This window comes from Hamadaea flava (assembly GCF_024172085.1).
Lineage (GTDB): Bacteria > Actinomycetota > Actinomycetes > Mycobacteriales > Micromonosporaceae > Hamadaea > Hamadaea flava.
In genome coordinates this window covers 5,110,452-5,137,060 of the sequence record NZ_JAMZDZ010000001.1, presented here as the reverse complement: position 1 = coordinate 5,137,060, position 26,609 = coordinate 5,110,452, and the positions used below count along the sequence as shown (strand labels likewise).

Annotated in this window: 22 protein-coding genes; 6 read left to right on the top strand and 16 right to left on the bottom strand. The window is 70.5% G+C overall.

The window, feature by feature from the left end; translation table 11 throughout:
* Positions 1–46: 46 nt before the first annotated feature.
* From topA to HDA40_RS24210, 6 genes are all read right to left on the bottom strand, one after another.
* The gene (topA, locus tag HDA40_RS24235; protein WP_253759679.1) at positions 47–2,875 is read right to left on the bottom strand and encodes a type I DNA topoisomerase; all 2,829 of its coding nucleotides are present in this window, start codon (positions 2,873–2,875) and stop codon (positions 47–49) included.
* 215 nt (positions 2,876–3,090) lie between these two features.
* Positions 3,091–3,672 carry a hypothetical protein gene (locus HDA40_RS24230; RefSeq protein WP_253759677.1) on the bottom strand — a complete coding sequence of 194 codons (582 nt, stop codon included), beginning with the start codon at positions 3,670–3,672 and terminating at the stop codon, positions 3,091–3,093.
* 21 nt (positions 3,673–3,693) lie between these two features.
* Positions 3,694–4,215 carry a hypothetical protein gene (locus HDA40_RS24225; protein ID WP_253759675.1) on the bottom strand — a complete coding sequence of 174 codons (522 nt, stop codon included), beginning with the start codon at positions 4,213–4,215 and terminating at the stop codon, positions 3,694–3,696.
* Positions 4,216–4,314: 99 nt separating this feature from the next.
* Positions 4,315–6,666 (bottom strand): sodium-translocating pyrophosphatase, encoded by a 2,352-nt coding sequence (locus HDA40_RS24220; RefSeq protein ID WP_253759673.1) that lies wholly within the window; start codon positions 6,664–6,666, stop codon positions 4,315–4,317.
* A gap of 171 nt (positions 6,667–6,837) precedes the next feature.
* Entirely contained in the window at positions 6,838–7,245 is a 408-nt protein-coding gene (locus HDA40_RS24215) for an ATP-binding protein (RefSeq protein ID WP_253759671.1), read from the bottom strand.
* Positions 7,246–7,599: an STAS domain-containing protein gene (locus HDA40_RS24210; protein ID WP_253759669.1), complete on the bottom strand. Its 354-nt coding sequence runs from the start codon at positions 7,597–7,599 to the stop codon at positions 7,246–7,248.
* 115 nt (positions 7,600–7,714) lie between these two features.
* On the opposite strand from HDA40_RS24210, the gene sftH reads away from it, so the two are divergent.
* On the top strand, positions 7,715–9,970 hold the full coding sequence (gene sftH, locus HDA40_RS24205; protein ID WP_253763779.1) for a DEAD/DEAH box helicase: 2,256 nt from the start codon (positions 7,715–7,717) through the stop codon (positions 9,968–9,970).
* Positions 9,971–10,074: 104 nt separating this feature from the next.
* Here the strand turns inward: sftH and HDA40_RS24200 are convergent, their stop codons facing one another.
* From HDA40_RS24200 to ssd, 6 genes are all read right to left on the bottom strand, one after another.
* Complete coding sequence (locus HDA40_RS24200) at positions 10,075–10,425, bottom strand: Rv3654c family TadE-like protein (RefSeq protein ID WP_308197755.1); 351 nt, start codon at positions 10,423–10,425, stop codon at positions 10,075–10,077.
* Positions 10,422–10,772: a TadE family type IV pilus minor pilin gene (locus HDA40_RS24195; RefSeq protein WP_253759665.1), complete on the bottom strand. Its 351-nt coding sequence runs from the start codon at positions 10,770–10,772 to the stop codon at positions 10,422–10,424. The genes HDA40_RS24200 and HDA40_RS24195 overlap by 4 nt, the downstream gene beginning before the upstream one ends.
* Positions 10,769–10,933: a DUF4244 domain-containing protein gene (locus HDA40_RS24190; RefSeq protein ID WP_253763778.1), complete on the bottom strand. Its 165-nt coding sequence runs from the start codon at positions 10,931–10,933 to the stop codon at positions 10,769–10,771. The genes HDA40_RS24195 and HDA40_RS24190 overlap by 4 nt, the downstream gene beginning before the upstream one ends.
* 217 nt (positions 10,934–11,150) lie before the next feature.
* Positions 11,151–12,233 (bottom strand): type II secretion system F family protein, encoded by a 1,083-nt coding sequence (locus HDA40_RS42570; RefSeq protein ID WP_372502932.1) that lies wholly within the window; start codon positions 12,231–12,233, stop codon positions 11,151–11,153.
* Positions 12,230–13,402 carry a TadA family conjugal transfer-associated ATPase gene (locus HDA40_RS24180; protein WP_372502931.1) on the bottom strand — a complete coding sequence of 391 codons (1,173 nt, stop codon included), beginning with the start codon at positions 13,400–13,402 and terminating at the stop codon, positions 12,230–12,232. Before HDA40_RS24180 ends, HDA40_RS42570 begins: the two co-directional genes overlap by 4 nt.
* A complete protein-coding gene (ssd, locus tag HDA40_RS24175; RefSeq protein ID WP_253759663.1) occupies positions 13,399–14,565 on the bottom strand; it encodes a septum site-determining protein Ssd in 1,167 nt (388 codons plus the stop codon). The genes HDA40_RS24180 and ssd overlap by 4 nt, the downstream gene beginning before the upstream one ends.
* Before the next feature lie 525 nt (positions 14,566–15,090).
* On the opposite strand from ssd, the gene HDA40_RS24170 reads away from it, so the two are divergent.
* On the top strand, positions 15,091–15,906 hold the full coding sequence (locus tag HDA40_RS24170) for an HAD family hydrolase (protein WP_253759661.1): 816 nt from the start codon (positions 15,091–15,093) through the stop codon (positions 15,904–15,906).
* A gap of 277 nt (positions 15,907–16,183) precedes the next feature.
* Here the strand turns inward: HDA40_RS24170 and HDA40_RS24165 are convergent, their stop codons facing one another.
* The gene (locus HDA40_RS24165) at positions 16,184–16,924 is read right to left on the bottom strand and encodes a Fic family protein (protein WP_253759659.1); all 741 of its coding nucleotides are present in this window, start codon (positions 16,922–16,924) and stop codon (positions 16,184–16,186) included.
* Between the two features lie 145 nt (positions 16,925–17,069).
* On the opposite strand from HDA40_RS24165, the gene acs reads away from it, so the two are divergent.
* On the top strand, positions 17,070–19,016 hold the full coding sequence (gene acs, locus HDA40_RS24160; RefSeq protein ID WP_253759657.1) for an acetate--CoA ligase: 1,947 nt from the start codon (positions 17,070–17,072) through the stop codon (positions 19,014–19,016).
* A 237-nt stretch (positions 19,017–19,253) separates the two neighbouring features.
* Positions 19,254–22,049, top strand: a complete 2,796-nt coding sequence (locus HDA40_RS24155) for an immune inhibitor A domain-containing protein (protein ID WP_253759655.1) — start codon at positions 19,254–19,256, stop codon at positions 22,047–22,049.
* Between the two features lie 54 nt (positions 22,050–22,103).
* On the opposite strand, the gene HDA40_RS24150 is transcribed toward HDA40_RS24155, so the two are convergent.
* The 3 genes from HDA40_RS24150 to HDA40_RS24140 form a co-directional block, all read right to left on the bottom strand.
* On the bottom strand, positions 22,104–22,487 hold the full coding sequence (locus HDA40_RS24150; protein WP_253759653.1) for a nucleotidyl transferase AbiEii/AbiGii toxin family protein: 384 nt from the start codon (positions 22,485–22,487) through the stop codon (positions 22,104–22,106).
* A gap of 64 nt (positions 22,488–22,551) precedes the next feature.
* Entirely contained in the window at positions 22,552–23,058 is a 507-nt protein-coding gene (locus HDA40_RS24145) for a helix-turn-helix transcriptional regulator (RefSeq protein WP_253759651.1), read from the bottom strand.
* A gap of 115 nt (positions 23,059–23,173) precedes the next feature.
* A complete protein-coding gene (locus tag HDA40_RS24140; protein ID WP_253759649.1) occupies positions 23,174–24,295 on the bottom strand; it encodes a C45 family autoproteolytic acyltransferase/hydrolase in 1,122 nt (373 codons plus the stop codon).
* 142 nt (positions 24,296–24,437) lie between these two features.
* Between HDA40_RS24140 and nhaA the strand changes: the two genes are divergently transcribed.
* Together nhaA and HDA40_RS24130 are read left to right on the top strand one after the other, a co-directional pair.
* Complete coding sequence (nhaA, locus tag HDA40_RS24135) at positions 24,438–25,664, top strand: Na+/H+ antiporter NhaA (RefSeq protein ID WP_253759647.1); 1,227 nt, start codon at positions 24,438–24,440, stop codon at positions 25,662–25,664.
* A 10-nt stretch (positions 25,665–25,674) separates the two neighbouring features.
* On the top strand, positions 25,675–26,607 hold the full coding sequence (locus tag HDA40_RS24130; RefSeq protein ID WP_253759645.1) for an alpha/beta fold hydrolase: 933 nt from the start codon (positions 25,675–25,677) through the stop codon (positions 26,605–26,607).
* The last annotated feature ends 2 nt before the right edge of the window (positions 26,608–26,609 follow it).

Genomic DNA, 26,609 nt, shown 5'->3' with positions numbered 1-26,609 from the left:
CTGTAACGCCACTCGGATCAACGAGCCGCCCGGCGTGACGTCTCTGCTACTCAGCCGTCTTCTTCGCCGACGTTGCCTTCTTTGCGGGGGTCTTCTTCGCCGCAGTCTTCTTGGTGGCCTTCTTCGCCGCCCCGGTCTCCTTGCTCGCGGTAGCCTTCTTCGCCGCCGTCGCCTTCGCCGGAGCCGCCTTCTTCGCCGCCGCCTTCTTCGCCGGAGCCGCCTTCTTCGGGGCCGGACCCTTCGCCCGCTTCTCGGAGAGCATCTCCGAGGCCTGTTCCAGGGTCAGGCTCTCTGGGCTCTGGCCCCGCCGCAACGAGGCGTTGGACTCGCCGTCGGTGACGTAGGGCCCGAACCGGCCGTCCTTGATGACCAGCGGCTTCTGGGTCAGCGGGTCGTTGCCCATCTCCCGCAACGGCGGCGCGGCTGCCCGGCGGCCCCGCGTCTTCGGCGCGGCCAGCAGCGCGAGCGCCTGGTCCAGGGTCACGGTGAAGAGCTGATCCTCGTTCTCCAGCGACCGCGAATCCTTCTCCCGCTCGATGTACGGCCCGTAGCGGCCGTTGCGGGCGTAGATCGGCACGCCGCTCTCGTCGTTGCCGACCAGCCGCGGCAGGCTGAGCAGCTGCACCGCCTGGTCGAGGGTCAGCGAATCGGGCGACTGCGTCTTGAGCAGCGACGAGTTGATCTCGCCGGAGGAGACGTACGGCCCGAACCGGCCGGACTTGATGACCACCGGTTCGCCGGTCTGCGGGTGCTCGCCGAGCTTGCGCTCGCCGCCCCCGCCGAGGAACAGCTCCTCGACCTTCTCCGGGGTCAGCTCGTCCGGGGCCAGCCCCTCCGGGATGGAGACGCGGTCGCCGTCGGCCGCCGACTCGGCGTCGGGGTCGACGTCCGTCGTGCCGCCGCCGCTGCCCCGCTGGATGTACGGGCCGTAGCGACCGACCCGGACCACGAGTTCCCGGCCCTGGTCGTCGGTGAACAGCGGGATCGAGTTGACCTCGCGGGCGTCGATCTCGCCGAGCTTCTCGGTGACCAGCTTCTTCAGGCCGCCCGCCTGCGCCACCGAACCCTCGGCCGCGCTCGGCGCGCCGAAGTAGAACGAGGTCAGGAATTCGAGGCTGGAGGCGTCGCCGTCGGCGATCTGGTCCAGCTCGTCCTCCATGGCGGCGGTGAAGCCGTAGTCCACCAGCCGCGGGTAGTGCCCCTCCAGCAGGCCCACCACGGCGAACGCCAGGAAGCTCGGGATCAGCGCCTGACCACGCTTGTTGACGTAGCCGCGGTCCTGGATCGTCTGCATGATCGAGGCGTACGTGGAGGGGCGGCCGATGCCCAGCTCCTCCAGCGCCTTGACCAGCGACGCCTCCGTGTAGCGGGCCGGCGGCTGCGTGGTGTGCCCGATCGGGGTCAGCGACTTCTCGGTCAGCTTCTGGTCCTTGACCAGCTGTGGAAGCTTGCTCTCCCCGTCGGTGTCCTCGGTCTCGTCGTCGCTGGACTCGACGTAGACCCGCAGGAAGCCGGGCTCGGTGATGGTCGTCCCGGAGGCGGCGAAGTCGGCCTCCTCGCCGGAGGTCGAGATCGCCCGGATGCGGGCGCTCACCGAGTTGCCGATCGCGTCGGTCATCTGCGAGGCCAGGGTCCGCTTCCAGATCAGCTCGTAGAGCTTGAACTCCTCGACCGACAGCTCGCGGGCCACGTCGCCGGGCGTACGGAAGTGCTCGCCGGCGGGCCGGATCGCCTCGTGTGCCTCCTGCGCGTTCTTGACCTTGCCCGTGTAGCGCCGCGCCTGCGGCGGCACGCTGGCCGGACCGTACAGCTCCGCGATCTGGCTGCGGGCCGCGGTCAGCGCCGACTCCGAGAGGTTCACTGAGTCGGTACGCATATAGGTGATGAAGCCGTTCTCGTACAGGCGCTGGGCCGTACGCATCGTCTGCGCCGACGAGAACCGCAGCTTGCGGGCAGCCTCCTGCTGCAGCGTGGAGGTGATGAACGGCGGGGACGGCTTACGCCGGTAAGGCTTCTCCTCGACCCGGGTGACCGTGAACGGCCGGTCGTCCAGCCGGGCGGCCAGCCCGCGGGCGGCCGGCTCGTCGAGGTGGACGACGCCGCCGCGGACCCGGCCGGTGGCCGGGTCGAAGTCCTTGCCGGTCGCGACCCGGTCGCCGTCCAGCGCGATGAGCGTGGCGTTAAAGCTGGCGTGCCCGTTCGCTGAGCCGTTGGTGCTTCCTCCGGAAGCAGCAAGTTCAGCCACGATGTCCCAGTACGTCGCGGAGCGGAACGCCATCCGCTGGCGCTCCCGCTCGACCACGATCCGGGTGGCGACCGACTGGACGCGGCCCGCGCTGGTCCCCCGGGCGACCTTCTTCCAGAGCACCTGGGAGACGTCGTAGCCGTAGAGCCGGTCGACGATGCGCCGGGTCTCCTGCGCGTCGACCAGGTCCTTGTCGATCTCGCGGGGGTTGGCCACCGCCGCCTGGATCGCCGGCCGGGTGATCTCGTGGAAGACCATCCGCTTGACGGGGACCTTCGGCTTCAGGGTCTCCGCGAGGTGCCAGGCGATGGCCTCGCCCTCACGGTCCTCGTCTGTCGCGAGGTAGAGCTCGTCGGCATCCTTGAGCAGGGCCTTCAGCTTCGTGACGTGCTTGGCCCGGTCCGGGTTGACGATATATATAGGGGTGAAGCCGTGGTCCACGTCGACGCCCAGGTACGCCCAGGGCTCCTTCTTGTACCGGTCAGGCAGCTGCTTGGACCCGGCCGGGAGATCCCGGATGTGGCCCAGGCTCGCTTCCACGACGTATCCCGGGCCCAGGTAGCCCGAGATCGTCTTCGCCTTCGCCGGCGACTCGACGATGACCAGTCGGTTCTTGGCGGCTGTCGGCACGGCACCTCTCCGCAGTGGCTTGGTCCGTAGGCGGCGTCACTCCGCCTACAGGGTCGGGGGCGTTCTCGCCCGCGGATGTCCAAGGTAACGCTCGGCTGAATGCTCCGGTTGCGCACCCCATCGCACCCCATCGACGCGTAGACGATACCTTTCCCGCGGGCACAACGTCGTTGATCATGCATTTTGCCGTTTCCAGCAAGATCAAGAAGGCGAATTCACGCTGGCCATGCTGTGAGCGGGACCACGGGCAGCGGCTCGCCGATCAACTCCGCGAACCGCCGGATCCGGCGACGGCCGGAAATCCGCAGCGCCGGGCCCCTGGCCGCCTCGACGGGGAAGCCGAGCACCGCCAGCGCCCGCACAGCGGGCGTCCAGCATTGCTCGTCGTTTTGGCCGAGCCGAAGCAGCAACTCCGGCGAGTCGGGCGTGACCGTGCCCGCAGCGGTGAACCACAGCCTCAGGCGTACGCCGTCGAGCAGGAACGCCGACGGCGGGGCCTTCACGGCACCGCGCAGCCAGCGCGCCGACAACTCGGCGAGCACCCCCGAATAGGAGGTGCGTACGCCGTAGTGTCCCTCGACGGTGGACGGCTCCCACTGCATCGCCAGATCGCGGCGGCGCAGCTCGGCGTCGAGGGCATGGACCCGCCACGGGGCGTCCACGACGACCGACACCCGGGCGGTCCCGCCCATGCGGACGACCTGACCCGGCCCGATCAGCAGCCCGGCGAGATCACCCGGGCCAGGGTCGGCCGAGGCGGCGGCGAAGATCGGCAGCTGCCCTCTGGACGGTCGCACGGCCAGCATCCCGGTCCCGCGCTACTTGCACTCGGGGACCTCGTCGAACGCCTTGCGGAGCTCGACGGAATCCAGCTGGCTGACGTCTATCGCACTCTTGGAGTACTCGGTGTTGAGGGTGGTCAGCACGGTCGCCACCCCGTCGGAGAAGGTGTGCGCGTCCCCCGGGGCCAGCGCCGTGACGCCGTCCTTGGCATGCCCGTACGCGTCCCGCACCGCCGTCAGCGTGGCGATGAAGTTGTGCGCGATCTTCGCGCCGTCGTCGACGTCTGGTACGCCCGCCGCCTCCACCTTCGCCCGAGCCGCCTCAGTGGACTTCTGCGCCCCGTCGAAGAGCCGGACCAGGTTCTCCTTGGCCTGTGCCGAGTTGGGCGCGGCGTTGGCCTGCTCCTGGGCCTTGGTCGTCAAGCTCTGCAGTTCGGCCCGCCAGGGCGTGAGTGCACTGCAGACGCTGGCCGCCCAGACCCGGGGCGGCGGGCCGCTGGAACACGCGGCGACGAGGAGAGCGGCCGCGAGGGCGGCGAGTGGCGCGAGCCTTCGCATGGAAGCAGCCTACGACGCGTAGCACAGGCGTGCTATGTCCCCCCAATAGACAAGACCCGAGCCGAAGGCTCGGGTCTTGTCTATTTTCCGACTGACTGGCTACGCAGTGACGGACTCGCGATCCGCCGCCGAGGCGGCGTCAGCTTTTCCCGAGTCACCGTCTCCGCCCACGCCGATCGGCTTGCGCTTGCTGAACACCACCGCGCCCGCGATGATCGCGAACGCGACGACCGCGATCGCCACGCGTACGCCGGTGTTGGCGTCGGCGCCGAAGCTCAGCGTGACGACGGCCGGGGCGATGAGCAAGGCCACCAGGTTCATGACCTTGATCAGCGGGTTGATGGCCGGACCGGCGGTGTCCTTGAACGGGTCGCCGACGGTGTCGCCGATGACCGTCGCGGCGTGCTGCGGCGAACCCTTGCCGCCGAACTCGCCGTCCTCGACCATCTTCTTGGCGTTGTCCCAGGCACCACCCGAGTTGGCCAGGAAGACGGCCATCAGGGTGCCGGTGCCGATCGCGCCGGCCAGGTAGGACACGAGCGCGCCCGGGCCGAGGCCGAAGCCGACCGCGATCGGGGCGAGCACGGCCAGCAGACCGGGGGTCATCAGCTCGCGCTGCGCGTCCCGGGTGCAGATGTCCACGACCTTGCCGTACTCCGGACGCTGCGAACCGTCCATGATGCCCGGGAACTCCCGGAACTGGCGGCGCACCTCCATCACGACCGCGCCCGCGGACCGGGACACGGCGTTGATGGCCAGGCCGGAGAACAGGAAGACCACCGCCGCGCCGCAGATGAGGCCGACGAGGTTGGCCGGGTTGGAGATGTTCAGCCACTCGGCGAGCTTCGCCGCCGCGGCCTCGCCACCGCCCAGGGTGGACACCAGGGTGTCGGTGTACGAACCGAACAGGGCGGTCGCGGCGAGCACGGCCGTCGCGATCGCGATGCCCTTGGTGATCGCCTTGGTGGTGTTGCCGACCGCGTCGAGGTCGGTGAGCGTACGCGCACCCCGCTCGTCGATGTCGCCGGACATCTCGGCGATACCCTGGGCGTTGTCGCTGATCGGGCCGAAGGTGTCCATCGCGACGATGACGCCGACCGTGGTGAGCAGGCCGCAGCCGGCCAGCGCGACGGCGAACAGCGACAGCGTGATCGAGCCCGTGCCCAGCAGGAACGCGCCGAAGACGGCCGCGCCGATCAGCAGCGCACTGTAGACCGCCGACTCCAGGCCGACGCTGATGCCGGCGAGGATGACGGTGGCCGGGCCGGTCTCGGAGGACCGGCCGATGTCCCGGACGGGACGGCGGCTCGTCTCGGTGAAGTAGCCGGTCAGCGCCTGGATGGCGGCGGCCAGCACGATGCCGATGACGACCGCGGCGAGCGCGACCACCCGCGGGTTGGCGTCCACGTCCTGCAGACCGCCGTCGAACTCCTTGAACGACGCCGGCAGGTACAGCCAGGTCGCGACGCCGACCAGCACGGCCGAGATCACGGCCGAGATGTAGAACGCCCGGTTGATCGCGGTCAGGCCGCTGCGGTCGGAGGTACGCAGCCGGGTGATGAACACGCCGACGATCGCGACGAGCGCGCCGATGGTGGCGACGATCAGCGGGAACACCAGGCCCTGGGTGCCGAACGCGGTCTTGCCCAGGATCAGCGACGCGACCAGCATGACCGCGTACGACTCGAACAGGTCGGCCGCCATGCCGGCGCAGTCGCCGACGTTGTCGCCGACGTTGTCCGCGATGGTGGCCGCGTTGCGCGGGTCGTCCTCGGGGATGCCCTGCTCGACCTTGCCGACCAGGTCCGCGCCGACGTCGGCGGCCTTGGTGAAGATGCCGCCGCCGACCCGCATGAACATCGCGAGCAGCGCGGCGCCGAAGCCGAAGCCCTCCAGCACGGTCGGCGCGTCGCCCTTGTAGACCAGCACGACGATCGCCGCGCCGAGCAGGCCCAGACCGACGGTGAGGAAGCCGACCACGCCGCCGGAGCGGAACGCGATCGACATGGCCTTCTCCCGGCCGCCGTCCTCACGGGCGGCCGCGGCGACCCGCAGGTTCGCCCGAGTCGCCAGCGCCATGCCGGCACCGCCGATGAACGCGGAGAAGACCGCACCCACCACGAAGAAGGCCGAGCGGCCGATCTTCACCGCGGTTACGTTGTCGGACACGCCGTGCACGGGAAGCACGAAGAGTACGACGACTGCGATCACGACGAAGATTGCCAGGGTCTTGAACTGGCGGAACAGGTATGCCGTGGCGCCCTCTTGGACGGCGCCCGCGATCTCCTGCATCTTGACGGTGCCCTTGCCGGTGCCGAGCACGGCTCGCACGAGGGTGAAGGCAAAGCCGAGCGCCACAAGAGCGATCACGGCGGCCACCACTATGTACGTGACGTTGTTACCGGTAAGGGCCACCTTGTCGCCTTCGGCGACAATTGTGGTCCCGGACATCGATGTCCTCCTGTTGATCGCCGCCATTCACAGTGAGTAGCGGCGGTTGCAGATAACCCGAGCACTCTAGCGGTGAACCGTGTTCCTGGTCACACCAAGGTCCGGCCGTGTCGCGGTGATCTTTGCCGCTGTGTTACGCCGGGGTCATGGGTTAGGGTCACCAGTTCGTGCTCAGCGCCGGGTGCGTACGGGCCGCGCCGTCCAGGACATCCGCACGACCGAGCCGGCTCCGTCGGGCGCCTGATGCACCTCGAGCTCCTCGGCCACCCCGCTGAGCAGGGCAAGACTCGCTTCCACCGTGATCTCCTCCTCCATGTCGGAGGCGGCGTCGTCCGGAGCCCGGTCGGTCACCAGGACGGTGTAGGGGTTCTCGTCGCGCATCTCGACCAGCACCGGCGCCCGCAGGTTGTGCCGGAGATGCCGGGTGACCGCGCGGCCACAGGCCTCCCCGATCGCTTGGCGTACCTCGTCCAGCCGATCCTCGGGCAGCCCGGCGCGACGCGCCACGGCGACACCGACGAGCCGGGCGGTACGGACGTAGACGGGTTCGGGGGTGAACTCCAGGCGTACTGTCGCCACCTATCGACCACCGTCGCCCGACTGCCCGGTGGCCGCCTCGATCGTGGGATACAGCGGGAGGACCTGGTCGAGAGCGGTGATGCGGAAGACCTTGAGCAGCGATTCCTGCCCCACGACCAAGCCGAAGCTGCCGCCCAGGTTGCGCGCCTTGCGCAGCCCGCCGACGAGCACGCCCAGCCCCGTCGAGTCGAGGAACTCCACCCGGCCGAGGTCGACGACCAGGGCCCGCGTGCCCGCCTCGAGCAGCTCGGTGAGCCGATCCCGCAGCTTGGGAGCGGTGTAGACGTCGACTTCCCCGGTGACTTCCAGCACCGTGTGGGCAGCGACAGTCCGCGTCGCCAGCGAGAGTTCCATGACTGGCATCTTGCCATCGTCCCCGACGGACGCACCTCCTCGGCATGGCCGGAGTGTCACAGCATCCGGATAGGCTTTCGTGGAAGTGACTGCCGCCGACCCCACCTCCGACCTCATGGCTCTGCTCGCCGCGTCCGGCCTGGCTCGTCTGCGCCCGGACGCCGCTCGCGAGGCGATCACGCACATCGAGTTTCGGCCGTCCCGGGCGGGCGCCTCCGCGCCCTGGCCGGACTGGGCGCCGGAGCCGCTTGTCACAGCGTTGATCGAGGCGGGCATCGCGGCGCCGTGGCCACATCAAGTCGCGGTCGGCGAGCACGCCCGCGCCGGTCACCACACGGTGGTCGCCACCGGCACCGGCTCCGGCAAGTCGCTGGCCTACCTGCTGCCCGCGCTCAGCGAGCTGATCACCGAACCCACCGCCCGCGTCCTCTATCTCGCCCCGACGAAGGCGCTCGCCGCGGATCAGCTGCGGACCGTCGCGGCTCTGGATCTCCCAGGGGTACGCGCAGCGGTGTTCGACGGCGACACGCCACGCGACGAACGGGACTGGGTACGCCAGCACGCGAACCTGGTGCTGACCAACCCGGACATGCTGCACCACGGCATCCTCCCCGGGCACGGCCGCTGGCGGCGGTTTCTGCGCGGGCTGCGCTACGTGATCGTGGACGAGTGCCACGCGTACCGCGGAGTGTTCGGCTCTCACGTCGCCCACGTGCTGCGCCGCCTGCGCCGGTTGACCCCGCGCGACGTCGTCTTCCTCGCCGCCTCCGCGACCTCCGGCGACCCGGCCGCCTCGGTCGGCCGGTTGATCGGGGCGGAGGCGGTGGCGGTCAGCGAGGACACGGCTCCCCGAGGCGCGATGACCTTCGCGTTGTGGGAACCGCCGTTGCAGAAGGACGCGTCCGGCGAGGAACACCGGCGGTCGGCCTTGGCCGAGACGGCCGATCTGCTCACCGACGCCGTCGTGGCCGGGATGCGTACGCTCGCCTTCGTCCCGTCCCGGCGGGGCGCGGAGGTCGTCTCCGCCATGACCCGGCGCGCCCTGCGTGAGGTGGACGCCCAGCTGTCCACACAGGTCGCCGCGTACCGGGGTGGTTATCTGCGCGAGGATCGGCGTGCGCTGGAGCGAGCGCTGCTCACCGGGGAGCTGACCGGGCTGGCCACGACGAACGCCCTGGAGCTGGGCGTCGACCTCACCGGCCTCGACGCGGTGCTGCTCGCGGGTTATCCCGGCCGGTTGGCCTCGCTCTGGCAGCAGGCCGGGCGCGCGGGGCGGGCCGGGCGCGACGGGCTCTGTGTGATGGTGGCGCGGGACGATCCGCTCGACACCTATCTCGTCCACAACCCGGCCGCGTTGTTCGACCGGCCGGTCGAGGCCACCGTGCTCGACCCGGGCAACCCGTACGTCCTGGGCCCGCATCTGTGCGCCGCGGCGATGGAAGCCCCGCTCACCCCGGCCGACCTCGCCCTGTTCGACGCGCCCGCCGAGCTGGTCGACGAGCTGGTCGAGGCGGGCGCCCTGCGGCGACGGCCGACCGGCCTCTACTGGACGCATCCGCAGCGGCCCGAGGTCGACCTGCGCGGCACCGGCGGTGCGCCGATAGCGATCGTCGAGGCCGACTCCGGTCGCTTGGTCGGCACGCTCGACGCCGGCTCGGCGCACCACGCGCTGCACGACGGCGCTGTCTACCTGCACCAGGGCACGTCGTACGTGGTGGACCGGCTGGACCTCGACGACGCCACCGCCCTCGTTCGCACCGAGGAGCCGGACTACACGACGCACGCCCGCGACGTCACCAACCTCGACATCGTCGCCGTCCGGTCTTATGTGGATGCCGGACCGATCGGGTTGTTCCTCGGCGACGTCGACGTCTCCCACCAGGTCGTCTCCTATCAGCGCCGGGCGGTCGGCAGCGGCGAGGTGCTCGGTACCTTTCCGCTCGACCTGCCGCCCCGGGAACTGCGTACGGTCGCCGTCTGGACGACGCTGTCCCCGGAGGTGGTCGCCGGGATCGACGACCTGCCGGGGTCGCTGCACGCCGCCGAGCACGCCGCGATCGGACTGCTGCCGCTGGTCGCGACCTGCGACCGGTGGGACATCGGCGGACTGTCGACCGCCCTGCACTACGACACCGGCGCGCCGACGATCTTCGTCTACGACGGGCATCCCGGCGGTGCCGGCTTCGCCGAGCGGGCGTACGGGATCGCCGGGCACTGGCTGCGCGCCACCCGGGACGCAATCGCGGCCTGCGGATGCCTGCGCGGCTGCCCGTCGTGCGTGCAGTCGCCCAAGTGCGGCAACGGCAACGACCCGCTCGACAAGGAAGGCGCGATCGTCGTCCTCGACCTCCTCCTCGCCGCCCTCGCCTGACGCGATTCGCGATCCGTTGCGCCACCCCCACCGGGCTGGATCAGGGTTCCCGGTCGAATCTTGGGCGAAGATTCGACCCGGATCCGTGATCCAGCGCTGACGCGTCAGGCGACAGGGCCAGCGCGCGCGGCGGCGGTAGCGGTGCCGAAGCGGGTGGGGACGGCTGCGGTGACGATCAGATCGAGGCCGTCGAGGTGGCAGTCCCGCAGTTCAGCGCCGTTGGCGACGACGTACGCCGACGCCCGCCCGCACGCGCTGGCCGCGCCCTCGATCGCCCGAGCCGCCCCGGCCAGCGCGCCCAGATCGGCTGCCACCTGAGCACTGCGCCGGGCGGTGATCGCCACGCCGACCTGGGCCATCGCGACGCCGAACAGGACGACGACCAGCCCGACGGTCAACGCCCAAATCGTTGCCGAACCCCGGTCACGCTGCCGCGACCGGCCAAGCGCGGTCACGACTCGACCGCCGCGACCGCCATGGCCGACACGCGCAGGCTGCGCCAGCCCGCGTACACGGGCGCGCTCACCACTGCGGTGATCTGGTCGCCCGACGCGCTGACCGTGAGGTGACCGCCGCTGGGCAGGTGAGCGGTGCTCGCCGGCTCGCCACGGGCGACCGCCAGCGCCGCGTCCCGTGCGGCGTCGACACATCGCAACCGCGTCGCGACTGCGTCCACCGCAGTCAGGCCGACGAGGAGCAGCAGGACGACCGCTGGCAGGCTCGCCGCCAACTCCACGGTCGCGGATCCGGCTGAGGTGGTGCGACCGGGACGCGCCCGGCCGCACCGGAGAACACCGATCACTTCAGCGCTCGCTGGATGATCGCCGTCAGCGCGGACTGGATGATGTTGCTGGTCAGGACCTTGTAGAGCAGCCCCGCGAAGGCGACTGCCGCCAACGTGCCGACGGCGTACTCCGCGGTGTTCATACCGCCGTCCGGCGGTATGAACCGACGGCTCAGCATGCCGCCGTCCGGTGGTATGACCCGACGGCTCAGCATGCCGCCGTCCCGCAGTGTCGACCGACGGCTCAGCATGCCGCCGTCCGGCGGTATGACCCGACGGCTCAGCATGCCGCCGTCCGGCGGTATGACCCGACGGCTCAGCATGCCGCCCTCCGGCGGTATGACCCGACGGCTCAGCTTCCCGGCATCGGATGGTTGTTTCATGTGGATGGACTCCTCACTGTGAGAGCTGCCCGACCACCGCGATCACCACGGGGGCCAGCCCGGCCAGCACGAACGCCGGCAGGAAGCACAGTCCGAGCGGCAGCACCAGCAGCACCGCCGCGCGACGGGCCCGGGCCTCGGCCCGATCCGCTTCGGCGGCGCGCAGGTCACCCGCGATACGCCGCAAGGTGGCGGCCAGCGCCGCGCCGCTGCCCGCGCTCCGGATCGCCGCCGTGATCAGCCGCTGGGCGCCGTCGAGGTCGGCCAAATGCCGCCAGGCCTCCGCGGGGGCGGCCCCGAGCCGCAAGGCCCGGCCGACTCGGGTCAGCCGCTCCCCCAGCGGCAGCGCTCGGGCCACCGCCAGCACTCCGTGATCCACCGGTACGCCGACCCGCAGAACCGCGCCCAGCAGCTCGGCCGCCAGCGGCAGATCGCGTTGGTGACGATCGCGGGGCGGCCGGGCGACGGCGATTCGGCGTACCCAGAGCAGGCCGGCGAGTTGGAGCGAAGCGGCGGCGAGCGCACATGCTCCGCCGATCGGCGTACGCAGCAGGACGGCGACGGAGTCCACGCCGATGAAGTGTCCGAGGGCGACCCCGCCGACCGGGAGGATCAGGAGAAGGACGGCTGTCATCCAGGCCCCGGCCGCCTCCGCCGCAGCCCGCGCGGCTGCCCGGGTGGCGCCCCGGTGTTCCTCCTCGATCCGGTCGAACAACTCCGCTAATGGCGCCCCGGTTTCCCCGGCGACCTCGACAGCGGCGTTGACCTGGGCCGACAGCACCGGATCAGCGATCAGCGGCAGCGCTGCCGATGACGATCCCGCCCGGAGCGCCGCGGCCGCGTCGGCGATCGCGTCCAGCGCGGCCGCCCGTCGCGCGGCAGTCGCCCGCGTTGCCCGGTGCGCCCGGATCGCGTACGCGATCACGCCGCCGTAGAGCAGTGTCAGCAGCCCGGCAACCACGCCGCCGAGAACCGCAGCCGTCGCCGTGACGCCCACCAGCGCCGGGTACGCCACCGGCACCCGTCGCCGGGCCGGACGCTGCGGTGGGCGTACCGCCAGAACGCGAGCGAACCGGCGGCGGACCGCGCGGGTCACGCCGGACCCGAGCGGAGCAGGGCGGGAACCGCGACGCCGCGCGCGGACAGCAGCGCGCCGAGATGCCCGGCGGCCGGGCCGGGTCCACTCGTACGCCGCCACGCGACGACGGCGGTGACCAGCCCGGAGCGGTCCGGCAGCAGGACGCAGACCTCGTCGAGGCGGCGACCGTGGGTGTCCCGGCGCAGATGGAGCACGACCTGGAGGGCAGAGGCGAGTTGCGCGTGCAGTGCCGCGCGGGGAAGTCCGCCGGTCAAGCCGAGCGCTTCCAGCCGAGCCGGGACGTCGGTGGCGGTGTTGGCGTGCAGCGTTCCCGCGCCGCCCTCGTGGCCGGTGTTCAACGCGGCGAGCAGGTCGACGACCTCTGGACCTCGGCACTCGCCGACGATGAGCCGATCGGGCCGCATCCGGAGCGCTTGACGGACGAGATCCGCCAGCCCGACCGTGCCTGCACCCTCCACGTTGGAGGTACGGCTTTGCAGCGCGACCACGTGGGGATGCCGGGGCCGCAGCTCGGCCGAGTCCTCGACGACCACGATCCGCTCGGACACCGGCACCAGCCCGAGCATCGCCGCCAACAGCGTCGTCTTCCCCGACCCCGTCCCGCCGCCGATGAGGAAGCTGACGCGGGCCGCCACGATCGCCGCCAGCAACTCGGCGACCGGCGCGCTGACCAGCTCGCCGAGCACATACGGACGATGCCGGAAGGTTCGCAGCGACAGACACGGGCCGCCCACCGCCACCGGCGGCAGGACCGCGTGCAAACGGGTGCCGTCGGGCAGGCGGGCGTCCACGAACGGCGAACCGTCGTCCAGCCGCCGCCCCGCACCTGCTGCCATGCGCTGAGCCAGGCGGCGTACGTCGTCGGGGTGGCCGAAGACCGCTGGACCTCGCTGGAGACCTCGGCCTCGGTCGACCCACACTTCGACCCCGTTGACCAGCACGTCGGTGACGTCCGCGTCGGCGAGCAACGGCGCGAGCGGGCCTGCCCCGGCGAGGTCGCCGTGCACCCGGTCGGCCATGCGCAACAGCCCGGCGTCGCCCAGCACCGCCGCCTCCGGTTCGGCCCGCAACGCCGTCGCGATCGCCACCGGCGTCGCGGTCGCCCCGTCGACCGCGAACTGATCGCGCAACCGGCCCGCCAGCTGATCCAGCAGCGACCCGGTCACGACAGGCCCCCGAGCAGCTTCCGGCAGACCGAGGCCAACTCGCCCCGGCCGGTCCCGGCGGGTGCGGCGCCCTTCTCCAGATCCCTGGCCACGTCAGCCTCCGGAGCCAGCACCTCGGCCAGCGGGAGGCCGAGGGCTCCGGCGATCTCGGCCGCTCGGAGGCCGCCCGGGGCGGGACCACGTACGACGAGCTGGAGGTCGTCGCAGAACTCCCGCAGACGGCGGACCACCGTCAGGGCGGCCGCGGTCGCCCTGAGTTCCGCCGGGACGACGACGAAGATCCGGTACGCCGCCGCCATGCCCGCTTCGGCCGCGGAGTCGGCGTACCGGGGCAGGTCGAGCACGACGAGATCGGCCTGCCGGCGACCGGCGTCGAGCGCGGCTCGCATGGCCTCCGCGGCGCGGTCCACTGGAACGGGCGCGGTCCCGGAGGTCCAGGCGTCCGCGAGTGTCCATTCGCGAGTCGCGAGGACGTCGCTCCCCCAGCCTTCCGGCCCGGTCCGCTCGCCACCGAGGTCGGCGGTCAGCTCGCCGGCCCAGCCCTCGGCGCGGGTCCACGACAGCACCGCCAGCGCGCCCCGACCGGGCAGCGCCCGGCGCAGCAACCCGGGATCGATGCGGCCACCGGCTCCGGCCAGCGCGGGCCAGCGCAGGCCGGCGACGTCTTCCCAGCCCAGCGTGAGGTCGATGCCGCCACCCAGTCGATCGGCGTCGACGAGCAAGGTCGTCAGTCCGGCGCGTACGCCGGTCACCGCGAGCGCGGCGGCCACGGTGGACGCGCCCGCCCCGCCCCGGCCGCCGATCACGCCGACGACTCGACCCTGGCGCCCGGTCGCGACAGCGGTCTCGGCGAGCCGGCTGAGCAGCCACTCCTGGGCGGCGGGCAGACAGGCGACGAACTCGGCCGACAGCGCCTCCGCGATCGGCAGCAGATCCTGTGGCCGATCGCCCAACCCGACCACGATCACCCCCGTACGCCGAGGCAGCCGCCGGGCGCGGTCGGCGACCTCCGCGCCGAGCAGGACGAGCGGCGCCCGGCTGAAGGCGACGCCGGCGTCGGGGTCGAGGGCGAATTCCAGTTCGACCCCCGCGACGGCGGCCAGCCGGAGGATCTCGTCGGTCAGGTGGGCGTCGGCGGACAGCAGCAGTGGTCGGCTCGGCATCGCGGGATCCTCATCACACCAAGGGAGTCGGGTTCGTGACCTGCACACGGTCCCGTAGCGGACAGCCGAGGCCCACATAGATGCGATGGAATTCTGTGGACGGCGAACGAGTGTGGAGAACTGACCGAGGGGGAAGGTTCCGGGGGGAACCACTCAGGGGGATTCCACGGGGGACTCAGGGGGAAAGGTTCGCCGTAACGAAGACGACCCCCGTCAATAGACGGGGGTCGTCAGGGGTCCGACTCCGGGGGGGTTGAGTCGTAACCCACCCAGCGGTAGCGGGGGGTGCAACCGCCGAGTGCTTGCGCACAAGCATGCCTGAGGCAGGGCCGCTAAGTCGAGGGGGGTCGAGCACAACTCGCGGCGACACGCCGAGATCATCGAAACTTGCGGTGCGTTCGCAACTCTCCGCGCTGCTGGTGCATCGCACAGTAACCGGTTGCAGGTATTCATCCCTGTCTGGGTGGTATGGCGCACCGCTGGGCGGCCCCGCCGGACCGCTCGGCCCGACTAGACTGGCTCGCCGTGGGCAGAAGCGCCGCTTTCTTCGACCTGGACAAGACGGTCATCGCGAAGTCCAGCGCGTTGGCTTTCGGGCGTCCGTTCTATCGGGACGGCCTGATCACGCGCCGCGACGCGGTGAAGGCCGCCTATGCGCAGCTCTCCTTCAAGATCGGCGGCGCAGACGACGCCTCGATGGCGAGGACCCGGGACTACCTGGCCGAGCTGTGCAAGGGCTGGAGCGCCGAGCAAGTCCGGCAGATCGTGGACGAGACGCTCCACGAACTGATCAAGCCTTATGTGTACGCCGAGGCCGCGGCGCTGATCGCCGAGCATCAGGCCACCGGCCGGGACGTCGTCCTCGTCTCCGCCTCGGGTGAGGAGTTCGTCCGCCCGATCGGCGCTCAGCTGGGCGTACACGACGTGGTCGCGACGCGGATGCGGATCGTCGACGACGTCTACACCGGCGAGATCGACTTCTACGCCGCCGGCACCGGCAAGGTCAGCGCCGTCAAGGAGCTGGCCGCCGAGCGCGGATACGACCTGAGCGAGTGCTACGCGTACTCGGATTCGATCTCGGACGCGCCGCTGCTGGAGATCGTCGGAAATCCGACAGCCGTCAATCCCGATCGCGGGCTGCGCAAACTCGCCGTCGAACGGGAGTGGCCGATCCTCGAGTTCCGTCGGCCGGTCCCGTTGGGCGCGCGGATGCGCAAGCAGATCATGGAGCGCCCGGCCGTCCCGGTCGCGGCCGCCGCGGCGGTCGGCGTCGGAGTGGCCATCGGCATCGCCTGGTACGGCCACCGCCGCAAGACGCGGGCCGCCGCAGCCGGCGAATAGCTCGCCCGAGCGAAAGCCCTCTGTATACATAGGATGGCGCCGCACGTCCTGCGGCGCCATCTCGCACTCCCGCTCGGGTTACCAGGCGTGTCCGTTTGCTCGAACGCGTCAGCCCTTACGGTTCCGACGTGTCGTGCCTTCACGACGGCAGTCATCGCGCGTGGGTGCCCGGCGGCTGTGCCCGGAAAGGTTGCTCTTTCCGTATCCCCTTTTCTACGCCCGTACCCGCCGGTAAGCCAGCGATGGCCCCGATTGTGTGACAGGTGGGACAATTGAGTTAAGCCGTGGCGAGGACCTCGTCGGCGATCTTCGTGAACTCAGCCGCCCCGATCGTGACCGCCGCGGCGTAGTGCTTGAGCCACGACCGCACACCGTCCACGGTGCCCGTCGCGAAGGCGTGTGCGCTGCCCACGTACTCCGGCTCCCGCTCCCGGTGGCCGAGGTCCACGGCGATCAATCCCCGCAGGTCGAATCCGCTGCCGATCAGGGTGGCGCGCGCTGCCGCCCGCGCGACCACGCCGTTGCCCTCGGCGAACGCGTTCAGCGCAAGCAACTCGCCGTGCACGACCGCGGCCCGCACGATCGGGTCGCCCGCCGCGGCCACCACCAGGTCACACAGGGCGTTCAGGCGCGCGCTCACCAGCGGATCCGAGACCGGCCGGCCCAATTCGGCATCAGCTAGTACGCCGGAAGCAGCGACCGTGTGCAGGCGAGCGAGTACCTGGCGGGGCGCCTTGGCGAAGGTCTCCGCCAACCCCGGCATCTGCTGGGCGATCCGGAGCGCGCCCTGCACCACCGGGTCGAGCACCGTTCCGGCCCGGACGTCCTCGACGGCGTACGCGTGCCCGGAGAGCGCCGCGCTCGCGACGGCGGATCGGAGGCTGACCTCGGCCGCGACGACGCCGCCGGAGCGCCGGAGCGCCCGGTGCCGCAGCGCCGCGTCGACGGCGTTCCGCGCATCGGCGATCGCCGGTGCGACGTCGGGGAGGTCCAGCAAGGGTGCCAAGGCGTCGTCCACGCTCACCAGCGTAGCTACCAGCCAGTAGCGGCTAATTGGAAGGAACCCTAACTACTCCGCTCCGACATCGGCACGTAACATCAACATCAGCTTGCGGCCTGAGTCACAGATCTGGATCACAACCACCCCGAGGAGGCACCCGGGAATGAGTGAAACACTGGAGAACCTGCTTTCCGAGGACCGGCAGTTCCCGCCGCCCGCGGACTTCGCGGCGAACGCGAACGTCACCGCCGCCGCCTATGACGAGGCCGCCGCCGACCGCCTGGCATTCTGGGCGAAGCAGGCTCAGCGCCTGGACTGGTTCCAGGAGTGGGACCAGGTGCTCGACTGGTCCAACCCCCCGTTCGCGAAGTGGTTCGTGGGCGGCACGCTCAACGTCGCGTACAACTGCCTCGACCGGCACCTCGCGGCCGGCAACGGGGACAAGGTCGCGATCCACTGGGAGGGCGAGCCGGGCGACAGCCGGGCCATCACCTACGCCGACCTGCACGCCGAGGTCTGCCGGGCGGCGAACACGCTGACCGACCTGGGCGTGACCGCCGGCGACCGCGTCGCCATCTACCTGCCGATGATTCCCGAGGCCGCCGTCGCGATGCTCGCGTGCGCTCGGATCGGGGCGACCCACTCGGTCGTCTTCGGCGGCTTCAGCAAGGACGCGCTGTCCGGCCGGATCAAGGACGCCAGCGCGAAGGTCGTGATCACCGCCGACGGCGGCTTCCGCCGGGGCAACCCGAGCGCCCTCAAGCCGACCGTGGACGAGGCCGTCGCCGAGTGCCCGACGATCGAGAAGGTCCTCGTCGTCCGGCGTACGGGTCAGGACGTGGACTGGACCGAGGGCCGGGACCTGTGGTGGCACGAGACCGTGGCCACCGCCTCCGACAAGCACGAGGCACAGCCGTTCGACGCCGAGCACCCGCTGTTCATCCTCTACACCTCGGGCACCACCGCCAAGCCGAAGGGCATCCTGCACACCACTGGCGGCTACCTGACCCAGGCGTCCTACACCCACCACGCCGTCTTCGACCTCAAGCCGGAGACCGACGTCTACTGGTGCACCGCCGACATCGGCTGGGTGACCGGCCACTCCTACATCGTCTACGGCCCGCTCTCGAACGGCGCCACCCAGGTGATGTACGAGGGCACCCCGGACACCCCGCACCGCGGCCGGTTCTGGGAGATCGTCCAGAAGTACGGCGTGACGATCCTCTACACCGCGCCGACCGCGATCCGCACCTTCGCCAAGTGGGGCGATGACATCCCGGCCCAGTTCGACCTGTCGTCGCTGCGCCTGCTGGGCAGCGTCGGCGAGCCGATCAACCCCGAGGCCTGGATGTGGTACCGCGAGCACATCGGCGGCGGGCGTACGCCGGTCGTGGACACCTGGTGGCAGACCGAGACCGGCGCGATCATGATCTCGCCGCTGCCCGGCGTCACCGCCTGCAAGCCCGGTTCGGCGATGGGCCCGCTGCCCGGCATCGCGGCCGACGTCGTGAACGACGCGGGGCAGATCGTCGGCAACGGCGGTGGCGGCTACCTCGTCCTCAACGAGCCGTGGCCGTCGATGCTGCGCACGATCTGGGGCGACGACCAGCGGTTCATCGACACCTACTGGTCCCGCTTCGCCGAGCACGGCTACTACTTCGCCGGCGACGGCGCGAAGAAGGACGACGACGGCGCGCTCTGGCTGCTGGGCCGGGTCGACGACGTCATGCTGGTGTCCGGCCACAACATCTCCACCACCGAGGTCGAGTCGGCCCTGGTGTCGCACCCGGCGGTCGCCGAGTCGGCGGTCGTCGGCGCGACCGACCCGACCACCGGCCAGGCGGTCGTCGCGTTCGTCATCCTCAAGGGCAACGCCTCGGCCTCCGAGGCGGAACTGAAGGACCACGTCGCCAAGACGCTCGGCCCGATCTGCAAGCCGCGCCAGATCCAGTTCGTCTCCGAGCTGCCGAAGACCCGCTCAGGCAAGATCATGCGGCGGCTGCTGAAGGACATCGCGGAGAAGCGTGCGCTCGGCGACGTCACCACCCTGCAGGACGCCGGCGTCATGCAGCTCATCCAGCAGGGCATGAGCACTACCAGCGAAGACTGAGGTAACCGCACCAAGATCCGGGCGAAGCCATTCGGGCTTCGCCCGGATTTCTTTGTCCGTCAATCGGCCGTCCGCTGTCACGTCATCCGTGACACGCCCCGCGACGATCATGCATTCCTTCCACCGAGCGCCTCACCGCATCGCCCTCTGCGATCGTGAGATCACTTCATGCGGCCGCCTTCTGCGGCCCTTTCGGCCCCTACCAGGCCGTCCATCCTTTGTGGAGTTTGGAGTGTCATGACTCACCCCGTCCGCCGGCGGCGGCGACTGCGCGTACTCGCAGCCGTACCCGCACTGGCGCTCGCCGCGCTCGGCCTATCGGCCCTGCCCGGATCGAGCACCCTGACCCCGGTCGCCAGCATCGGCGCCGACGAGTACTACCTCAACTACGCCGAGCCCTCGGTCCAGCCGGACGACCGTCCGGAGACCAAGGGCAAGAACGGCGTCTTCGGCGGCAGCGGCTCCGCGGCCGTCGAACTCGACCGCAAGTACGCCGGTGGCAACCCCGTCACCGCCAAGCAGCTGGCCAAGCTCGAAGCGCAGGCCGCCAAGACCGGCAAGAACCCGCGGCAGATCAAGAACGCCAAGGGCACGCAGGTCGCCAAGCTGCTGACGATCCTGATGGAGTTCAACCCGAACGCCAACGACGACTTCTCCAACGTCATGGTGCCGGACAACGTGTTCGACCCGGACGCGTCGACCACCGCCGACGACCGCAAGTGTGTCAACGGCACGGTCCAGAACGGGCCGCTACACAACCAGATCCAGAATCCGGGGACGCTGGGCCACACCGACAACAACTCGATGTGGGTCCCGGACTTCTCGTCGGAGCACTACAACAAGATGCTCTACACCACGACGGGCATCACCGACCGCGTACGCACCGACCTGACCGGCCCGGACGGCAAGGCCGGCGTCGACCTGGCCGGCAAGACGATGCACAACATGTACCTGGAGATGTCCAAGGGCGCGTACACGGTGAACGGCCAGGCCTCGCCGTGGATCACGATGCCGCACTCCGAGGGCTGGTACGCCGCGTCCCGCTGCACCAAGGACGCCAACGGGAACTGGGTGCTGCCGCGGTCGCAGGCCGGCAACGGCCACCCGACCAACGCCCGGGGCCAGGGCCAGCTCGCGATCGACGCGGTCGCCGCGCTCGCCGCGGCCGACCCGAGCTTCCCCTGGGCCGACTACGACATCGAGGACCAGGCCGACCGCGACGGTGACGGCAACTTCTTCGAGCCGGACGGCGTGATCGACCACCTCGTGCTGGTGCACGCCGGCAAGGACAAGTCCGGTGGCGGTGGCGCACAGGGCATCTACTCGATCTGGGCGCACTCCTCGTCGGTCGCCGGCGGCGCGACCATCCCGGGCACCGACCTCAAGGTGTCGAACTACATCGTGCAGCCGGAGGACTCCGGTGTCGGCGTCTTCGCCCACGAGTACGGCCACGACCTCGGCCTGCCGGACCTCTACGACACGAGCGGCGCGGCCGACTCGGACGTGGACTTCTGGGACCTGATGTCGTCCGGCTCGCACTCGGGCGCGATCTTCCAGGGCACCCCGACGCACATGGGCATCTGGGACAAGTGGGTGCTCGGCTGGGCCGACCCGCTGGTCATCACGCCCGGCTCGGACGCGCGCGCGGTGCAGCTCGGCCAGACGTCGCGTACGCCGGTCGGCACCCAGGACGGCATCAAGATCGACCTGCCGCAGAAGAGGATCTCGCTGGCGACGCCGCACAGCGGCAGCCAGATGTGGTACTCGAACGCCGACCAGAACTGGGCCGACGTCAAGCTGACCCGGACCGTCCAGGTGCCCGCCGCGGCGGACGCCAAGTTCTGGCTCTACAGCGACTACAGCATCGAGCAGGACTGGGACTACGGCTTCATCGAGCTGTCCACGGACGGTTCGACCTGGTCGGAGCAGAAGGTCTACACCGAGGGCGGGGCACTGGTCACGACCCCGGACAACTACGGCGACCCGAACGGCCGCATGCGTGACTACGGCGGCAAGAAGTACGGCCTGACCGGGCACACCACCGGCTGGCGGCACGACTACGTCGACCTCTCGGCGTACGCCGGGCAGACGGTCCAGGTCCGGCTCCGCTACGCCACCGACGAGGCGTCGCTGGAGAAGGGCTGGTTCGTCGACGACCTGTCGGTGACCGGCGGCGGCGCGACCACGTGGTCGGACGACGCCGAGGCGAACAACGGCTGGGCCCAGACCGGCGGCACCTTCGTGGACACCACGGGCGCGGGCTGGATCCTCGACCCGGGTTCGCAGTGGCGCAACCAGTACTACCTGGCCGAGTGGCGTAACTTCGACGGCTTCGACGAGGGCCTGAAGTACACCTACGACACGACCTACTCGCGCGACGCGTGGAAGGTCGAGAAGGTCGCGTACAACGCGCCCGGCATGCTCCTCTGGTACCGGGACACCACGTACGGCACCGACAACTGGCCGACGGCCAACATCACGGCGCTGCCGAGCGGTGGCTCGAAGGGTGGTCTGCTGGTCGTCGACTCGCACTTCGACCCGCTGCGGCGTACGGGAGTGGGGGCGTCGAAGGACACGACGACGCTGAAGAACCTGCCCAGCCGTCCGCAGTCGTCCAACGCGGCGTTCACGCTCCAGCCGACGTACGCCTTCAAGGAGTGCATCGAGGACGTCAAGGCGCCGTACAGCGAGTACTGCACCGACTTCGGCTCGCTCCCGGCGGTGTCGACGTTCAGCGACAGCCAGGCCTGGTACCCGGGCATCGAGATCCGGGGCAGCTCGCTGTTCTACCGCGACGCCGACGCCTCGGTGGTCATCCCGTCGGTGGACAACCAGCTGTACTCGACCCGCGTCGTCGACGCGAACGGCAACCTGCTGCCGCAGTACTACGGCCTGACCGTCGCCGGGAACACCGTTCTCGGCACCGGCAAGCCGGGTGACGCCGGTGTCTCGTACGGCGTCACGATCACCATCAAGCGCGTGGCGAAGGACAACTCCTACGCCACCATCTACGTGGTGCCCGCGCTGAGCTGACGCTCGACGCGAAAGGCGGGGCCGGTCCTGACGGACCGGCCCCGTTCGCTTTTCTTAGCCCGCTGCGTCGGTCAGGCTCAAGACCCAGTCCCTGAAGTACTCCCGCAGGGTGGCCACCGGCGTGCCCTCCACCGGGATCTCGTCGTCGGCGAACCGGTCGAGCGTCCGCATCATCGCCGCGAAGATCTGCAGGTCGAAGCCGGCGTCGACCTCGGCCGCGCGGGCGATGAGCGTCTCTCGCCCGAAGCGTTGGGCCAGTGCGTAAACGTCGGCGAAGTCGCGGGCCTCCGCCCTGTCGAACAGGGCGATCGTCTTCCGCCCGGCGAGTTCTTCAGGAGCGTAGCTCGGGCCGAGCGCCGTCCTGATCGTCCGGTGGCTCGGAGCGGCGTCGACCGCGAGATCCACGATCAGGATCTCGCTGAGTCCTGTCACCTTCATCCGGCAGAAGGTCTCGGCATCCTGGATTCGATCGACCTGCCAGCCCAGGCCGGTCGCTGCTCCGCTACTGCCCAGCCACGCCGACGAGCGGCGCCCAAGCCGCTCGGACAGCTCTGGGCAGTACCAGGTCGTGCCACAGGTCGACCAGCAAAGCCCCGTCGATGTAGCGCGCGATGTCCGCCGGAGTTCCCTCCCGAAGGACGATCTCGTAAACCCGTGCCCGCTGGCGTCGATCGGCCAGGTCGAAGACCCGGGCCGGGCCTGACCAGTTCAGGTGCAGCGGGAGGATCACGCTGGCGAAGGCGTGCTGGACTTCCTGCCGTGGAAGATGACTCGGCACGTGGATGACATGCCCCCGGGTGGTCTCCTCGACCGTGAAGTCGAGGCGCGGCTGGATCGTCAGCTCGAAACCGGCCGCCTCGATGATCCGCTCCGCGGTGGCCAGCGTCGGCGACTTCTGGCCCCGTTCGTAGGCGGAGAGGGTGGGTCGCGAAGTGCCGGACAGGGAGGCCAAATCGGCCTGCGTCAGCCCGGCAGCCGATCTCGCACGCTGAACCAGGTCGTTTGACATATCCTCGCCTCCAAATGTATCCGATTGGATACTATCCGGCGGACAGGAATAGGTGAGAAAACAGTCGAGGCCGGTTCTCTCGAACCGGCCTCGGCTGCTGCGTTGTGCGTACAAGTCAGGAGAAGGGTGAGAACAGCGAACCGGCGCCGCCCTCGCAGGGCGGACCCGCGATCAGCCGGAGGGTCTTGGCGTCGAGGTCCATCATCGTGGTCCAGATGGTCTCCGAGCGATCGAGCGGCGCGTCGCGGTCGTCGAGGTGGCGGCAGACCGAGACCGGGAAGCTGTGGTGGTCGGTCAGCGCGGAGAGCAGCTCCTTCTCGCCGACCTGAGGGTGGGCCTGGAGCAGGCGCCGGACCCGCGCGGACCGGAAGAGCGACGAGCCGCCCCAGTCCTTGATGGTGTCGTAGACCGGCAGCGTCGTCTCGAAGTGGTTGGCGTGGACGAGCAGGCCGTCCTGCGGGTGGAGCCAGCCCGAATCGCCCGGGACGAGTTCGAGATCGATGATCTCGCCGCCGTCCGGGTGGGCCTGGCCGATGAGGAGGTTGATCGAGGCGCTCCGGGGCGCGCGGACGGCGTTGCGCAGCGCCCACGAGAGCGAGTCGGCTTCCAGGACCGAGCGGAGCAGCACGTGGTACGGGACGCCGCCGGGCCGGCCGTCGCGGTCGGAGCCGATGAGGTTGACGCAGACCCCGAGGCCCTTGTTGTTCAGGCCGGACTTCGCGAGCATGCCCGCTTCGGTCAGGGTGGCGACCTCGTGGCCGAGTTCGTCGCGGGTGATCAGCAGCAGCGTGTAGGGACGCTGCTCGGGGTGCCAGTCCCAGTTCTGGGCGATGCGGGTGTGCCCGTCGTCGCTGCGCTCACCCAGTACGCCGACCACCGTGCACTCGCCCATGTCGGCTCCGCCGGAAGCCCCGGCCCCGCCGGGCGAGCCGCAGGAGGGGGTGCCGTAGAGGAGTTCAGATCGGGCGTTGATGGCGTAGATGAGGGCCGGTTCGACGCCGGCCCCGACCGCGACGCCCTCCAGAAGTTGGGCGAGCCGCGGGAAATGCTGCTCGGTGGGGGCGATGTACTTGCGGCCTTCGGCGACGACGGCGGCCCGGTCGAGCCGGACGGACGCCTCGAAGCGGATCAGGTACTCGTCGACGTTGGCTCGGATGAGGTCGGCGGCCTGGGCGCCGTACGCCCGGCCCATGTCGGCGGGGGTGCCGCTGACGTCCACGACGAACGGGGGTGTCATGGCCTGACCCTATCCCGCGCCTTACCTGATGTCCGACCGGATTCTCGCCGCTTCCCGTGCGGCCACTTGGGTCGGTCCTGCCGGGAAGGGCGGCCGTTCCTGGTGGGAAGGGCTGGAAGCGCGCATCGGGGCGGATAAGCTCATGATCGTGACGAGTCAGCGGCGACTGCGACGGCGTACCGCCCGGCGTGGTCAGGCCGCGTTCGCCGAGGTCGCCCGGTTCCTGCGGACCGAGCAGATCGGCGGGCTCATCCTGCTCGGCGCCGCCACGATCGCCTTGATCGTCGCCAACTCCCCGGCCGCCGACGCGTACGAGCAACTGTCGGAGACCGTGGTCGGGCCGGCGAGCCTCCATTTGAACCTCAGCCTGGCGACGTGGGCCAAGGACGGGCTGCTGACGATCTTCTTCGTGGTCGCCGGGCTGGAGTTGAAACGGGAGTTGGTCGTCGGCGAGCTGCGCGACGTACGCCGGGCGATGTTGCCGATCTTCGCGGCGCTCGGCGGCATGATCGTGCCGGCCGGGGTCGCGCTGCTGGTCGCGATCGGCGCGCCGGGCGGGACCGACGGGTGGGCCGTGCCGACCGCGACCGACATCGCGTTCGCGCTCGCCGTCCTCGCGATCGCCGGATCGGGACTGCCGTCGTCGCTGCGCGTCTTCCTGCTGTCGCTGGCCATCGTGGACGACCTGGGCGCGATCCTGCTCATCGCGGCCATCTTCACCGCGACGCTCAACGTGCTGGCCCTGATCGGCGCGGTCGGCGCGATCGCGGCGTACGCGGCCCTGCAGCAGATGCGCTTCCGGGGTTGGTGGCTCTACCTCCCGTTGGGCGTCACTGCGTGGGTGTTGCTGCACGCGTCCGGCGTCCACGCGACCCTGGCCGGGGTCGCCCTCGGGCTCGCCACCCGGGTCAAAGGCGATCCCGGCGAACGAGAGGCTCCGGCGACCTGGCTCGAACACACGCTGCAGCCCATCTCGGCCGGGATCTGCGTACCGGTGTTCGCCTTCTTCGCGGCCGGCATCCCGATCAAGGGTGGAACGCTGAGCGGGATCTTCAGCGACCGGGTCGCGCTCGGCGTCTTCCTCGGGCTGCTGGTCGGCAAGCTCGTCGGCGTACTGAGCGGCGCGGCGCTGTCCACCCGGCTGCGGCTGGCCGAACTGCCGACCGGGCTGCGCTGGCGCGACCTCGCCGCGGTGGCCGCCCTGACCGGCTGCGGCTTCACGGTCAGCCTCCTGATCGCCGAACTGGCCTTCCCCGCCGGCGACCAGCAGAACCGGATCAAGATGGCGGTCCTGGCCGGGTCGCTGGTGGCGGCTCTGCTCGGCGCGGCCGGCCTGCGCAGACGCATACGGTCCCAAGCCGAAGGTTAAGCTTGCCGCCGTGGACAGCGAGCGGCGGCACATCATCGACGAGGCCTGCGTACTCGTCGAAGGCCCCTGGACGCATCGCTTCGTCCACGCCAACGGCTCGCGCTTCCACGTCGTCGAGGCCGGCACCGGCCCGCTCGTCCTGCTGCTGCACGGCTTCCCGGAGTTCTGGTGGGGCTGGCACGCGCAGATGGTCGCGCTCGCCGACGCGGGCTACCGGGCGGTCGCGGTCGACCTACGCGGCTACGGCGCGACCGACAAACCGCCGCGCGGCTACGACGGGTTCACCCTCGCCGCCGACGTGATGGGCCTGATCCGCGCGCTCGGCGAACGCGACGCCGCCCTGGTCGGCGCGGGCGCCGGCGGCATGATCGCGTGGACCACCGCCGCGTTCCACCCCCGCATGGTGCGGCGGCTCGTCGTGCTCGGGGCCGCGCACCCGCTGCGGCTACGCTCGGCCATCCTCACCGACCTGCGCGGGCAGACCGCCGCTTCCGCGCAGCTGCTGCGCTTCCAGCTGCCCCGCTACGAGCACCAGCTCACCCGGGACGACGCCGCCGCGATCGGCGCACTCCTCGACGCCTGGACCGGCCCGTCGTTCCGCTCCACCAGCTCGTACGCCGAAGTCCGCGACCGGTATTGCCAAGCGATGCGCATCCCGCAGGCGATGTTCTGCGCGCTGGAGGCGTACCGGTGGGCGTTCCGCTCCGTCCTGCGCTGGCACGGCTACCGGTTCACCCGGCAGCTCCGGGAACCGATCGTCACACCGACCCTCCAACTGCATGGCGCGTTGGACACGGCGGCCCTTCCGTCGACCGCCCAGGGCTCCGGACGCTACGTGCTGGCCGAGTACGAGTGGCGGCTACTGGACGGCATCGGCCACTTCCCGCACCTGGAGGCGGCCGAGACGGTGACCGGCGAGATCCTCCGCTGGATCAAGGCCTGACC

Coding starts and splice junctions, on each gene's coding strand:
- HDA40_RS24225 (WP_253759675.1), bottom strand. CDS start 4,215: ATGCGAAGGCTCGCGCCACTCGCCGCCCTCGCGGCCGCTCTCCTCGTC.
- HDA40_RS24220 (WP_253759673.1), bottom strand. CDS start 6,666: ATGTCCGGGACCACAATTGTCGCCGAAGGCGACAAGGTGGCCCTTACC.
- HDA40_RS24210 (WP_253759669.1), bottom strand. CDS start 7,599: ATGGAACTCTCGCTGGCGACGCGGACTGTCGCTGCCCACACGGTGCTG.
- sftH (WP_253763779.1), top strand. CDS start 7,715: ATGGCTCTGCTCGCCGCGTCCGGCCTGGCTCGTCTGCGCCCGGACGCC.
- HDA40_RS24190 (WP_253763778.1), bottom strand. CDS start 10,933: ATGCTGAGCCGTCGGTTCATACCGCCGGACGGCGGTATGAACACCGCG.
- ssd (WP_253759663.1), bottom strand. CDS start 14,565: ATGCCGAGCCGACCACTGCTGCTGTCCGCCGACGCCCACCTGACCGAC.
- acs (WP_253759657.1), top strand. CDS start 17,070: ATGAGTGAAACACTGGAGAACCTGCTTTCCGAGGACCGGCAGTTCCCG.
- HDA40_RS24155 (WP_253759655.1), top strand. CDS start 19,254: ATGACTCACCCCGTCCGCCGGCGGCGGCGACTGCGCGTACTCGCAGCC.
- HDA40_RS24150 (WP_253759653.1), bottom strand. CDS start 22,487: ATGAAGGTGACAGGACTCAGCGAGATCCTGATCGTGGATCTCGCGGTC.
- HDA40_RS24145 (WP_253759651.1), bottom strand. CDS start 23,058: ATGTCAAACGACCTGGTTCAGCGTGCGAGATCGGCTGCCGGGCTGACG.
- HDA40_RS24140 (WP_253759649.1), bottom strand. CDS start 24,295: ATGACACCCCCGTTCGTCGTGGACGTCAGCGGCACCCCCGCCGACATG.
- nhaA (WP_253759647.1), top strand. CDS start 24,438: ATGATCGTGACGAGTCAGCGGCGACTGCGACGGCGTACCGCCCGGCGT.